This window comes from Candidatus Jordarchaeum sp. (genome assembly GCF_052745115.1).
Genome location: NZ_JBRAKS010000085.1, coordinates 1 through 12791, shown reverse-complemented (window position 1 = coordinate 12791; position 12791 = coordinate 1). Strand labels below are relative to the sequence as shown.

The following is a 12791-nucleotide window of genomic DNA, read 5'->3' as shown; positions in this document are numbered from 1 at the left end:
TCAAAAACTCTTTACCATCCTTGTCAAGGAAAACAAAGGTCGGTAGGTTTTTATTAATTTTATATTTTTTATGGTGTTGAAATTTTTGCTTTGGTTATTATTATTTTTATGCGGGTTCCGGTTAGTTTTTCTATTTTGCTTTCTAGTTTTTGAATGTAACCGTCTATGCGGTTTATGCTTTTTTGGTGGTCGGCTTCGATTCTTGAGATTGTTGTGTGTGTGTCTTCTTTTTTTTGGTCTAGTTCTTCTACGGCGGTTTCGAGCTGTTTCTGTTTTTGGGTTAGACCCTTCTCCTTTATACGCATTGTGAGTGAATCTCTTTCGGAGGCTAATTCTAGGTATTTCTTTTTTAGGGGGATCATGGTGTCTTTGTTGCAGATTTTACTAATTTGTTCTCTTGCTTTTTTTCGTCTGCTGCCTTTGAGTCCTAGCATTTCTTCTTCTAAAATATCGTTGAGCCGAGTTAAAAGCGACTTGATTCGGGAACAGTTATTATCCTCTGAAAGGAATGAGGCTAGGGGGTTGTCCAGATAGTTTCTTAATGTGGTTAAATGCTCACTGCTAATTCGAACCGCGTCATCACTTATTAGTTTGTCTAGTTTGCGGAAGGGCTTCTCAAAGAATCGTAGTTCTCTTAGTATGGCTTCTTCGACTGATTTTAATTCTTTTTCCACGTCGGTGATGCCTCTTACCAGAGTTTTTTCCTTGAGGTTCTCTAATTCGATGTGTTTTTCTTGTTTGGCTTCCTCAAATTTGTTAAGATTTTTTGACAATTCCTTTTTTTGTTTAATAAGATCATTTATAGTTTCTTGCTCTTTTCTTATTTCTTCAACTGTGCCCGAGATGGATTCATAATCTTTAAAGTCAGAATATTTTTTTGCCAATATTTTTTGCAGGTCTTGAAATTCTTTTCCTAATCTTTTTAAGTAGAGATCTATTTCAGCGATTTCGGACTTGTAGTAGGGGGCCATTTTGGGCACCCATCTTTGTCCATATTCCCCAATTGAAATTAGGATTTTTTCTAAATAATTTTTTAAAATTTCCAAATTATTGTATGTTATCTTGTCTGGAATCACAAAATTTTGAACTGAAGAGGCGGATTTTTCTACGAAACGAGTGGCGGATTTTTGGGCGAGTTCGCTTGCTCCCTTCTCCTCCTTGCCTCCTAGACTTTGGAAAGCATCTTTGAGGTCATTTACCAGCTGTGCGATTTTTTCACACGACTTTTGCCCATCACGTTTCAATGATTCTAACTTTTTCCCGAGCTTATTCTCCAACCAATCCGATAGATTCTCTAATTGCACCTCTTCCATTAGAAGATCCTCCGTTGCCCCAATGTTAAATAATTATTAATACGAGTGAACTTAATTTGATAATGCAAATCTACCTCTTTAATGAAGTTATTTCATTTTTATATCATTTATGTTTTAGATTCTAATTGGTTAATAGTATTTGCTTAACAAGTGTTTTTATTTTTTAGCTTTACCATCTCAATAACTTTTCACTATAATAATGGAGCGATAAACAGTAAAATAAATGAAACGCAATATTATCTTAAAATATTAATAGATTTATTGTTAATCAATTATATAATATAAGTCAAAAAGTTAATCTAAAAAATTAACAAACGATGAGGATATAAGAATTTAAGGAGGATTTAAGTAAACAAATCCCTAATCAGATTAGCTTAGAGGGATATAAATGGTATGGGATGTTGCTATTGTAGGTGGTGGCTCTGCGGGTTTGTCTGCGGGAGCTATTCTTGCAAAAGACGGGTTTAAAACACTGGTTTTAGAAGAAAAATTGAGAGTTGGTGGGCGAGGCAATTCATTCGAGTATAAGAAAGGATACATTGTTGACTTTGGAATTCACGCATTAAGGCTGGCAGATGAGGGAGCGGCTGCTAAAGTTTTTGACCGGATCGGTGAAAAATTAGAGATTGTTGAGCCTGAGATACAAAAACTGTACTATAAAGAAGAATGGACGGATTTGCCACTAAGTGTCAATAAGCTTTCTACAACTCCTATATTCTCCCAAGAGGATCGGGAGGAGTTAGGACCCGCACTTACCCAGATGTTAACACTTAAACCAGAAGAATACTGGAATACTCCCGTTAGTGAATGGGCAGAAAAGAATGTAAAGAGTAAGAATCTTAAATGGTTTTTACAGGACCTTTTAACCAAACTACTTCTAGTTGCTGCAGACATGAAAGTAACAAGCACAGGGGAACTCTTTGATTTGGTTCAGATATTTGTTAAAACAGGGAAGGGAGTGGGATACGCTGTAGGAGGCTGGAAAACAATTCTAGACAGATTAACAGAAACCATAGAGGCAAGTGGGGAAGTGAGGGTAGGAACTAAAGCGGAAAAAATTATTGTGAAGAACAATGAGGTTAAAAGAGTAATCACAAAGGAGGAAGCAATAGAAGCAAATAAAGTTATAGCTGCATTTCCAGTTCAGAAACTGTTTGACTTGGTGGATGAAAAAAATTTTTCAAAGGAATTTGTAAAGAAATCTAAAAGCACTTTGCCCAGTATGGGAATATCCATTGATTATGGGTTTTCCAAAAAGGTTTCGGATTTCCACTCCTTTATGTGCGCTGATCCTTGGATGACCGCTACATTTACCTCAAATATTGATCCGAGTGTGGCTCCGGCAGGCGAACAGTTGTTAACAGTTTTTTCGGTGCAACCCCCGAGTGTGATAAAGAATTTGGAGACTGCAAAAAAGGAGTTAAGAAAAATAGAGGATACCATTTACACAATGTTTCCTGAGGCTAAAGGAAATGTAAAATGGATGAGACCAATGATACTTGACATTGTGGATGGAGCAGCCTTAACGATTACTCAATCTAGAGATAAAAGAGCAGACGTGAAAACCACGGTAAAAGGCTTGTATCTGGTCGGAGACACATGCAACGGAGAGGGGGCGGGAGGAGACATTGCCTTTAATTCTGCTAGAAGATGCGCTGACATGATTTCAAAAAGCAGTTAAATTATTTCAAACATAAAATTTCCCAACTTTTTTCATTTAGATTATTGGAGGGATTAGCAACCAGCTATTAGTTTATAATCATAGTTAGTTGCGAGAATTTTTGATCAAGTTTCAATTTTTTGAAATTTTTTAAACGGTTTGAAATCTTTAACCCAGACATCATGGGAAGTGTCAACGTTTTCATGAAGAAGTATATAATCAAGGTACTTTAAATGCTGATGTACGCAAAGCCTAACTATGTTATCAGAAATATTATCCACACCTCTAAATGTAAATAATGTTTTTAAAACTTCTAAAGGAGATTTCCAGTAATTTTCTAAACAAATGACTTTAACATTATAATTAGAACCAAGTCCTCGTTTGAGATTTTTTACAAAGCCAGCATAGATAATTACAGAATTTTTATAATTCAAACCTTTTTCTAAAATATTTCCAATTATCTTTTCTTCATATTGTTTTATAGCTTCCAATTCTTCACGAAATATAACCCGCCACTCATTTGTATCTATCTTTCCTGTTGCCCGTGATTTAAATTCTTGTAAAAGCAACCGTTCCATAAAGCCTCTTAATCTAGTATGATGGTGAAGATCTTCAAAACAGCTAATTTCAAAATCATGGCTGAGTTTTATTAAAGGTAGTTTATCAATAATAGGTTCAAGTTTGTATCTTAAAGAGTTAGCAAATGGTGTTGCTAAACCTGTTAGAGTTATATAGTCGTTCCAAAATTCTTCTTTATCTATTTGTCCTATGCTGTGGAGATTCAAGCTTTCTCCAAGCTCTTCTGGTAAGCTCAAAAAAAGGGCATCAAAATCTAGATTATCCAATAAAAAACTAGCTCGCATGCTTGACGATCTAAATCTTGAGGCTAGTATCAGAGTTATAATTGACAGAGTTCATATCTCCCAAATGCTCATTATTTATTAGAGTATGGAAGTTTTTAGGTGAGGGCAGCGACTTTTCAATAAATTTTGGGTCTAAAGGGAAATTATAATCTTTAGTTATAAAAATAATTATTTTATAAACATAATTGCGTTTCCACTTCCTTCACTATCTTAGGAAGAATCTCTCCTGCTTTTCCTTCAATTAGATAATCAGAAACAATACCCGTTAGTGGTGTTGGTTCAGCGTTTATTTCAATAACTTTAGCGCCCTGCGAATAATCTAATACTCTCGGTTGGCTATAAAATCCGAAGAGACTTGCACGGTATCCACCACGCTCCTTGGCAATCCGGGGCAACTCCGCAGCAGGATATACTACTGCAGAGGTACCAACGACTAACATGAGATCACAGTTTCTGGCTTCTTCTAGTGACCTTTCCAGAGCATGTCTAGGAATGGGTTCTTCGAATAAGACTGCGTCTGGTTTTAATACTCCTTTACAATGGTCGCAAAGTGGTGGGATTTGCCCATTACTCGCTTTTTCTAATGCTAAATCGTGAGGGAATTTTTCTCCACAAGCGATACACACAACCCTGCGAAGATTTCCGTGAAACTCTATTACATCCGTGTTTCCTGCAGCCTGATGTAAACCATCCACATTCTGAGTTACAATGCATTTTAGCTTACCCACCTCCTCTAACCTTGCAAGTGCTAGGTGTGCGGGGTTTGGCATTGGTTCTACTGCCAGAAGTAAATCAGCTAATTCGAGAGACATTTTCCAGTACTTTGCCGGATTCTGTAGGAATCTTGAATAGGTAAAATCTGCGGGGTCATACTTTGTCCATAAACCGTTCTTTCCTCTGAAATCTGGAATTCCGCTCTCAGTGGATATGCCAGCACCGGTCAAAGCTATAATTATTTTAGAATTAACAATATCCTTGGCAGCTTTTTTGATTTCTTCCTCACTATACAATTCTCTCCGCTCCGTGAATGAAAATTATGATTTGTTAGAGTATAATAAAATATTATTTCTTAAAAATGTGTCCAAAAGAGGCCTAGCGAGGACTGAGGGAAAAATTCAAGTTTACAAAATAAAAACAAAATTGAAGGATTTTATTAGAGAAAGCCCTCACGAAAAATTTAAATTATTCATCAAATCATTTGTCAATTCATAAACTTGAGCGTATGAAAGGAACTCAAGCTCTTTGCGGAGACTCCCTTTAAAATTATAATGAGGGAACCTAGGTAGGTCAGTACTGTAATGGCCATTAGGAAGCCCTATATTTTGCCTTGGAAGTAAGAAAAGGAGTATTGAAAAAGATATTTGAATCATTATGAATTAACGAAATTTTAATTTCTTGAAAAGTCTAGATAGAGGCTTAATCTATTTTAATTGGGAAGAAATGTGATTTGCAAGATTAGAATGAGGAAAGTATTTATGTTGACTAAAAATTCTATAAATGGTAATGGATACAAAATTTGTCTTGCAAGTCACTCATTTTATCCTTATGTGGGGGGAGTTTCATATTATTTATATTACCTTTCTCAAGAGTTTTTGAGGAGAAATTGTGAGGTTTATGAGGTACATTTAGGAAAACCTGAGATAGCTTCAAAAGAAATTGTAGAGGGTGTTAAAGTTTATAGAGTGGGTGTAGGTGACGCGGAGGAGGATTGGAACCGCTACTCTTCGTTTAAGGAAAAATTGTATGAACAAATACATGGATTAAGGTTAGAAGGAAAATGGGATAGAGAAGGCTATGAGGATTTTGTTAAGTTTAATAAAGCTGTAGCCTTAAAGATTATGCAGATTTGTTCGGATGAAAAAATTGATGTAGTTAATCCTCATGATTGGCAGCTTCATCTAACACCAGATTATCTAGATTTTTCAATTCCAGTGGTTTATACATGGCATGTGCCGTTCACTAATAAAATGGGTGAGGAGTTAGGAAGACAGGCTGCAGCTCGATTGAAAAAGTGTAACAAAGTAGTTTTTTCAACCTATGAGTATCTTAACCATGCAAAATTTTTAGGTGTGCCTGAGAAGAAATTGGTTTGTATCCATCCATTTGTTGAGCCCAGTAGATTTGATTTAGATGAAAAGGAAGGTTACAACTTTAAAAAGGAGAAGGGGCTTCCTTTAGATTCAGAGATAGTACTATGTGTTGCTAGGATAGATCCGGTAAAAAGCCATGAAGACCTTTTAAGAGCTTTTTCTATAATTAAAAAAGAATATCAAAATACGAAACTTGTCTGTGTGGGGAACGGTTCTTTAAGCGATGATATCCTAGGGATTAGAGAGGAAAGAAGATTAAGGATTCTAAAATTGGTGAAAGAATTAGATCTTGAAAGCGATACAATTTTTCTTGGAAACGTTGGTCACCAAGATATTCCTAAAATTTACAAAATGGCAAATGTGGTAGTTCTTCCTTCTAGGATGGAAGGTTTTGGTTTGTCACTCACTGAAGCCATGGCTTCTGAAAAACCCGTTGTCGCCTACAATGTTGGAGGAGTAGGTGTACAGATTGAAGACGGTTTCAACGGGTTCCTGGTTGAACAAGGGAATTATGCGGAATTGGCAGCGAAAACTCTTGAATTGCTTTCGAATAAGGAACTTAACAAGAGAATGGGCGAGAGAGCAAGACAAGTCGTCCAAGAGAAATTTAATGTAAGAAAAGCTGCGGAGAAGTACTTGAGCGTGTATCAAGAGGCTATTAACGGGAGGTAGATATAATGAGGATATGTCTCTTAAGCTACAGAGGAAACATGTACTGCGGCGGACAAGGCGTTTATCTCTACAATATCTCAAAGGCATTAGCAGAACTGGGAAACGAGGTCCATGTAATAGTAGGTCCACCCTATCCCTTCAAAATGGAATGGGCTACAGTACACAAAATTAAAACTCCTAGATTTAACGAAATCTCTCCGGATAGAATAACTTCAGAAAATTTATCCCCCTTAACATTTTATGAGTATATGGCTGCCAGATTTGGAAACTTTCCTGAAATAATGAGTTTTAGCATTCGAGCATTCCTCAAAGTAAAAGATTTAATAAAGGATTACCATTTCGACATTATCCACGACAACCAGTGTCTAGGATATGGACTTCTTTTAATGAAAGCACTACATGTCCCATTAATCGCTACAATACATCACCCCCTACCAATTGATAGACAAATTGCAATGTACCTGTCAGAAGATGCAAAGACGAAGGTAAAACAGATACTATTCTACCCACAATTTATGCAGAAAATAGTGGCAAAAAGAATTAACAGAATAATAACAGTTTCAGAATTTTCGGCTAATGAAATAGTTAAACACTTCAAGGTGCCCAGAAATAGGATAAGTGTTGTACACAATGGTGTGGATACAGAGTTATTCCACGTGAGTGAAAAATTGAGTAAAAATCTTGATAGTGATTATTATGATATAACTTTTGTGGGCAACTGCGAAAATCGTGTTAAGGGCCTTCCGCTCCTCCTCAAAACCCTGAAATATCTTAAAGAAGATTTAGGAATGAAAGTTAAATTAACTATAGTAGATAAGTGGAAAGAGGAGGGGATTGCGCCGCCGCTTGTCGAAAGATACGGTTTAGAGGATGATATAATATTTACGGGTTTTCTCACCTTTGAAGAATTATCGAAACGGTATGCAACAACAGATCTAATAATAATTCCTTCGCTGTTTGAAGGATTCTGCTTCCCAGCCGTTGAAGCAATGGCCTGCGGAACTCCAGTAGTAGCGTTTAAAGTGGGAGCACTTCCACAAGTAATGGAAGATGGAAAGACCGGAGTGTTGGCTGAGCCCGGCGATTGGAGAGCCATGGCGAAGGCTGTAGTAAAAATCCTAAAGGACAAAGAACTCAGAGAAAGTATGGGGAAAAGAGGTAGAGAAAGGGTGGAGAAGCTCTTCACCTGGAAAAACGCTGCGGAACAAGTTATAGAAATTTATAGGGAGATCATAAATGCTCACCGTTAAATTAAACCTTTTACAAATCTTGGATAAAGACATAGTTCTAGACGCAGGATGTGGTGCGGGTCGGCACACCATGGAAGCAAGTAAGTGGCATGATTCCAAATTCGTGGCAGTTGATAGGTCACTTAGTGAACTGAAAAGACTGAAATATGTCCTTGATCTAATGGCAGAAAAGGGAGAATTAAAGGGAAATGCGGTTCTGATTGTGGGAGATGTTCTTCAGCTTCCTTTCAAAGACGAATCTTTTACAAAAATAATTTGCACCGAAGTTTTAGAGCACTTGTACAAGGATGTAAAGGGGATAAAGGAATTAGTAAGAGTTCTGAAGAACCACGAAGAAATGGCAATTAGTGTTCCCACGCCCTATACAGAACATCTATTCGGCAATCTCTCATACGAATATTTTAGAACACCAGGAGGTCATGTCAGAATATATAAGAAGAGAGAGTTATTACAAAAACTGAGATATGGGGGTCTGAAAATATTATACATATGTAGGGAACATGCTTTCCATTCTATTTTCTGGATGTTAAAATGCTTATGCAGTCTAGAAAATCAAAACGCCTTAATTCCCGCTTTTTGGGAACAAATACTAATTTTCTCTGCACGGCTCAAATTACTTAAAAAAATCGAAAATTTCTGGAATAACCTCTTCCCAAAAAGTATAGTAATCTATACACGAAAGGAAGTATAGACCTTAGGCGTAATTATTTTTCATTCAGAAATGGTGCGAAAAAGTTTAAAATCCTTCAGAAATACTACCGAAAAACGCAAAAACTGTGATAAAAGACGCTTGAAAACGGAAAAAAAATCCGGAAGTATTAATTACGCCTAAGGTCTTATAAACCAAAAATTCAATCCTGAAAGATTTCGTTCAGAAATTTTACATTTAAATATTGGAGAAACCAAATTTGAGAGTAAATAATATTTCAAGAAAAAATATCTTGTGAGAGGACGATGAAAACAAGATGGGCCCGTCTACAGACAAAAAAATAGACGATAAAAACTTCTGGAAGATTTGGTTTAAAGCAGTACACAAAAGTTACATACCACATAGTCACATTGTTCAACAGATACTCGGTCAACTCAATTACAATATAAAGGGATTCAAAATTTTAGAGATTGGGGCCGGAACAGGCAGAGACAGTTGGCTCTTAGCAAAATATGGAGCCCAATCCTACGCCCTAGATTATGCAACAACAAGAATGATCAAAAAAAAGTTCTATTCTGATAATCTACCATTAATCTGCATTCAAGCAGATGGAGAAAATTTACCATTTAAAGATAAATTCTTCAATCTTGTATTTTCTCAAGGTTTAATTGAACATTACCAAAATCCTAGTAAACTAATTGAGGAACAAATCCGCGTGCTTAAAAACCAAGGATACTTGGTGATTGACACCCCCCAAACATATTCACTTTATAATATATACAAAACTGCTTTAATCCATCTTGAAAATTGGCCCATGGTTTGGGAGAGAAGTTATTCCGTTCGAGACATGAAAAAAATTAGTAGTAAATATGCCCTCAAACTTGTTAAGCTAACAGGATGGGATGTCTGGCCTCTATTAATTCGAACCCTTCACAAAACTGAAATTAGAAAAAAGAAAATCTTCCCAAAAAAATTGAGACAATTAATAGAGATGCAATGGAGGAGATATGAAAACAGCAAACCCGCAGCATACACAGCAATGAATATAACAGCAATATTTCAGAAAATATGAGATCAAATCACGAAAATTACGGCATTTTTAAATATCAGTCATTGCCAATTGAATAATCAGTTTACTTCGGAGCAGGGTGTTGAAATTGGGTTATATTAAAAAATTTTTTAAGCCTTACATTGATGAAGCCCAAGTTTATAGTCCAGGAGGAGTTTTAAGACTTCTTTATCAGCAGCGCCAAGACTGGATAAGAATGATGTCTAACGAAAGCCCTTTTGAACCTTCTCCCCGAGTCCTAGAGGCAGTAGAAGAAGCGATTCACAAAGCAGGATGGTATTACGATTCAGATTTTGTAGAACTTAGAGAAGCAATTGCGAATTATATAGGATTTGAGGCAGAGAGAATTCTAGTAGGGAATGGGAGCACAGAGATCCTAGATATGATTTTTAGAGGATTCATTAATCCAGGTGATGAGGTTATTCTCTCAGATCCTACTTATCCTCTTTACCCAATAAGAATTGAGGTTGCAGGTGGCAAAAACGTTATCGTTCCTAAAATCCTACCAGAATACTATTGGGATATTAAAGGAATAATCAAATCTATAACGCCACGAACTAAAATCATTATCATAGACAGTCCTAACAATCCAGTAGGTAACACAATAGCTGAAGAAGATTTAAAGAAACTTTTAGAACAAAATGTTCTTGTTGTCTTAGATGAGGCTTATGGTGAATTCGCAGACAAACCACTAACTCATCTTGCTAAAAAATATGAAAATATTATAGTCACCAGAACACTTTCAAAAGCCTTCGGTCTGGCAGCTTTAAGAATTGGATACACCATCGCAACACCAGAAATAATAAACTATCTAACAAAAATAAAAATTCCATTCAATGTAAACTACATCGCTGTACAAGCAGCCATAGCCGCGTTAAGCGATAAAGAATACCTAAAAAGAGTAAAAAATGATATAGCAAGGGGCAGAGAATACCTTCACAAAGAAATCTCAGCCATAGACGGACTAGAAGCATTTCCCTCACAAGCAAACTTCGTTCTAGTGAAAATTACAAAACCAGGTGTTACGGGAACAGACATAGAATGGAAGCTCGCAGATAAACTGGTTCTGACAAGAAAATATACCGGTAAAGCAGGGCTTATAGGAGAATATACACGAATAACAGTACGCAGCATGGATGAAAACCGCAGATGCGTAGAAGCTCTGCGAAAAATAATGAGAGAGTATTAACCTACAGATTTTCAGGAAATATTTCACTTAAAATGAGTCAAACAATTTCTTTTTTATTCCACAAATAGAATAATAACATATTATTCCTTAGAGAACCTTCTTAATATTTGACCATATTGAACTAATCGTGCAAGAGCTTTTGCTCCTCTTTCTGGAGTTGGATAAACTGGTACTCCCCCCTTTTCAAGTTTAGCTATGTCTTCCTCATATGAATTCTTCGGCCCGTTTAGCACCACTACAATCGGCTTTCTGTATTTTTTACTAAAGTCAATAAGTTCCTCTGATGGAAATCCCATCATTGGGAACCATAATTGAAAGTATATCAAAGCATCGATATTTTCATCTTCAAGACAGATTCTCGCTGCCTCTACCCTTCCCCAAGGGAGGGGTGCAAATGCCAGGTCAACGGGATTAGTTCTTATGGTATAAGGAGGTAGAAGCTCCTCAATTCTTTTATTGGTTTCATCTGTAAATGAAGGCAAAATTAGTCCATTCATGGCACATGAATCGGATAAAACTAAACCAGCTCCGGCCTGTTGGCTGAGTACAGCGATCCTGTTACCGGTAGGAGCCGGTTGAAGGGCTAGCGCTTTAGCTGCGTCTAAAAGCTCAATTGGATTATCAACAGAGATGATACCTGCTTGTTTAAACATGGAGTCATACAGCTTATAATCTCCAGCTAATGAGCCTGTGTGCGAAAAAGCGGCCTTATTTACGTCTGTTTTTCCCACTTTATAAGCAACTATAGGTTTTTTCTTTACCACTTTTTTTGCGACTTCCATAAATCTTCTAGCATCGTTAAGTCCTTCTATGTGTATAGCTATTACATCAGTCTCATCATCGTATAATAGGTACTCTAAAATTTCTGGAAAATCAACATTAACTCGGTTACCTAGACTTGCTATTTTGCTTATGCCGATATTGTCATCTAAAGCCATATTACCTAATATTGATGAAATTCCACCACTCTGGCAGAAAACAGCTATTTTACCCTTCTTCAAGCAGGCAAATAACGGATTGAAGGAAGCATTTAAGCCTTTGTGAATATTTGCAAAACCAAGCGTGTTAGGACCTATTATTTTGATCCCCGCCTTGTTTGCGATTGACGCCATTTCTTTCTGTAGTTTTTCACCTTCAGAACCAATTTCCTTGAAAAGAGCAGTAATTATTGAAGCACCTTTTACGCCTTTCTGGGCACATTCTCTCAAAATACCCGGTACTAGTTTAGCGGGAACAACTATAACCGCTAAATCAACATTCTCAGGAACGTCCAGTATTGAAGGATACACCTTTCTTCCTTCTAGTTCCGTAAAATGAGGGTTAACTAAAAATACTTTACCCTTGTAGTTTAACATAGAAATCATAGCGTAGTAGCCGAGTTTCGTAAAATCAGAGGTTGCACCAATAACTGCCACGGAATCGGCGTAAAAGAGCTTTCGATATTCTTCTAAGATTTTATTTTTCATTATACCAGCTTCCGCTTTTAATCGCTTAATGCGGTACGTATCAATTTCCATTTTTAGGATACGGTTGAAACACAGTAACAGGGCTTCTATTTCTTTAAATAAATTACTTTATTATTTTTTAAGGGCATTTGTTAATACTGCGAGTTAGCAACTTACATTCACGAAAAAAGGTATTCTTCCTTTTTTTATCTTTCTCAATGATTTGATTTAAAAAACTAAAACAGTATGAATGCCCAATTTTTTATGCCAAATATTCTTTAAATCCACCAAACTGAGATAAATTATTTGATTTTTTTAAAAGCGAGTTTATTAAGTTTGAGTTTTTAAACTAGAATATTTTTTGATATAGAAATAGGGTAAAATATTTATTTTATTTATTCACCGGTTGAAAATTCAGTGACACCAACAGAAAATATCAGTCAAGCTAATTTAGTAGAAATTGATTTTTTTCCTCAAGAAGTTGATGGATTTAGGGTGGTTTATGATAAATTTGAGAGTAGTTCTAATCATTTGATTGTTACTTTTTATAATGGAGAAATGAAAGTTTTAAAAGCAAGAATTAGTTATTTT

At 36.2% G+C, this 12791-nt stretch carries 10 protein-coding genes; 6 read left to right on the top strand and 4 right to left on the bottom strand.

The window, feature by feature from the left end; genetic code table 11:
- Positions 1 to 68 precede the first annotated feature (68 nt).
- On the bottom strand, positions 69 to 1313 hold the full coding sequence (locus tag ACUVXA_RS08050; protein WP_445870734.1) for a hypothetical protein: 1245 nt from the start codon (positions 1311 to 1313) through the stop codon (positions 69 to 71).
- A gap of 388 nt (positions 1314 to 1701) precedes the next feature.
- On the opposite strand from ACUVXA_RS08050, the gene ACUVXA_RS08045 reads away from it, so the two are divergent.
- Positions 1702 to 2994, top strand: a complete 1293-nt coding sequence (locus ACUVXA_RS08045) for a phytoene desaturase family protein (RefSeq protein WP_445870733.1) — start codon at positions 1702 to 1704, stop codon at positions 2992 to 2994.
- A gap of 104 nt (positions 2995 to 3098) precedes the next feature.
- Here ACUVXA_RS08045 and ACUVXA_RS08040 read toward each other — a convergent pair whose 3' ends face one another.
- A complete protein-coding gene (locus ACUVXA_RS08040) occupies positions 3099 to 3818 on the bottom strand; it encodes a hypothetical protein (protein WP_445870732.1) in 720 nt (239 codons plus the stop codon).
- Positions 3819 to 4009: 191 nt separating this feature from the next.
- Positions 4010 to 4846, bottom strand: a complete 837-nt coding sequence (locus ACUVXA_RS08035; RefSeq protein WP_445870731.1) for an NAD-dependent protein deacylase — start codon at positions 4844 to 4846, stop codon at positions 4010 to 4012.
- 450 nt (positions 4847 to 5296) lie between these two features.
- On the opposite strand from ACUVXA_RS08035, the gene ACUVXA_RS08030 reads away from it, so the two are divergent.
- The 5 genes from ACUVXA_RS08030 (at position 5297) to hisC (ending at position 10755) form a co-directional block, all read left to right on the top strand.
- Complete coding sequence (locus ACUVXA_RS08030) at positions 5297 to 6598, top strand: glycosyltransferase family 4 protein (RefSeq protein WP_445870730.1); 1302 nt, start codon at positions 5297 to 5299, stop codon at positions 6596 to 6598.
- 5 nt (positions 6599 to 6603) lie between these two features.
- On the top strand, positions 6604 to 7848 hold the full coding sequence (locus ACUVXA_RS08025; protein WP_445870729.1) for a glycosyltransferase family 4 protein: 1245 nt from the start codon (positions 6604 to 6606) through the stop codon (positions 7846 to 7848).
- The gene (locus ACUVXA_RS08020; protein WP_445870728.1) at positions 7835 to 8539 is read left to right on the top strand and encodes a class I SAM-dependent methyltransferase; all 705 of its coding nucleotides are present in this window, start codon (positions 7835 to 7837) and stop codon (positions 8537 to 8539) included. The genes ACUVXA_RS08025 and ACUVXA_RS08020 overlap by 14 nt, the downstream gene beginning before the upstream one ends.
- Positions 8540 to 8813: 274 nt before the next feature.
- The gene (locus ACUVXA_RS08015) at positions 8814 to 9569 is read left to right on the top strand and encodes a class I SAM-dependent methyltransferase (RefSeq protein WP_445870727.1); all 756 of its coding nucleotides are present in this window, start codon (positions 8814 to 8816) and stop codon (positions 9567 to 9569) included.
- Between the two features lie 85 nt (positions 9570 to 9654).
- A complete protein-coding gene (gene hisC / locus ACUVXA_RS08010; RefSeq protein WP_445870726.1) occupies positions 9655 to 10755 on the top strand; it encodes a histidinol-phosphate transaminase in 1101 nt (366 codons plus the stop codon).
- A gap of 80 nt (positions 10756 to 10835) precedes the next feature.
- Here the strand turns inward: hisC and ACUVXA_RS08005 are convergent, their stop codons facing one another.
- The gene (locus ACUVXA_RS08005) at positions 10836 to 12221 is read right to left on the bottom strand and encodes an acetate--CoA ligase family protein (RefSeq protein ID WP_445870725.1); all 1386 of its coding nucleotides are present in this window, start codon (positions 12219 to 12221) and stop codon (positions 10836 to 10838) included.
- Positions 12222 to 12791 lie beyond the last annotated feature (570 nt).

Bases quoted from the DNA above. Each gene is read 5' to 3' on its own strand.
- ACUVXA_RS08020 (WP_445870728.1), top strand. From the start codon at position 7,835: ATGCTCACCGTTAAATTAAACCTTTTACAAATCTTGGATAAAGACATA.
- ACUVXA_RS08005 (WP_445870725.1), bottom strand. From the start codon at position 12,221: ATGAAAAATAAAATCTTAGAAGAATATCGAAAGCTCTTTTACGCCGAT.
- ACUVXA_RS08015 (WP_445870727.1), top strand. From the start codon at position 8,814: ATGGGCCCGTCTACAGACAAAAAAATAGACGATAAAAACTTCTGGAAG.
- ACUVXA_RS08030 (WP_445870730.1), top strand. From the start codon at position 5,297: ATGAGGAAAGTATTTATGTTGACTAAAAATTCTATAAATGGTAATGGA.
- ACUVXA_RS08045 (WP_445870733.1), top strand. From the start codon at position 1,702: ATGGTATGGGATGTTGCTATTGTAGGTGGTGGCTCTGCGGGTTTGTCT.
- ACUVXA_RS08050 (WP_445870734.1), bottom strand. From the start codon at position 1,313: ATGGAAGAGGTGCAATTAGAGAATCTATCGGATTGGTTGGAGAATAAG.
- ACUVXA_RS08025 (WP_445870729.1), top strand. From the start codon at position 6,604: ATGAGGATATGTCTCTTAAGCTACAGAGGAAACATGTACTGCGGCGGA.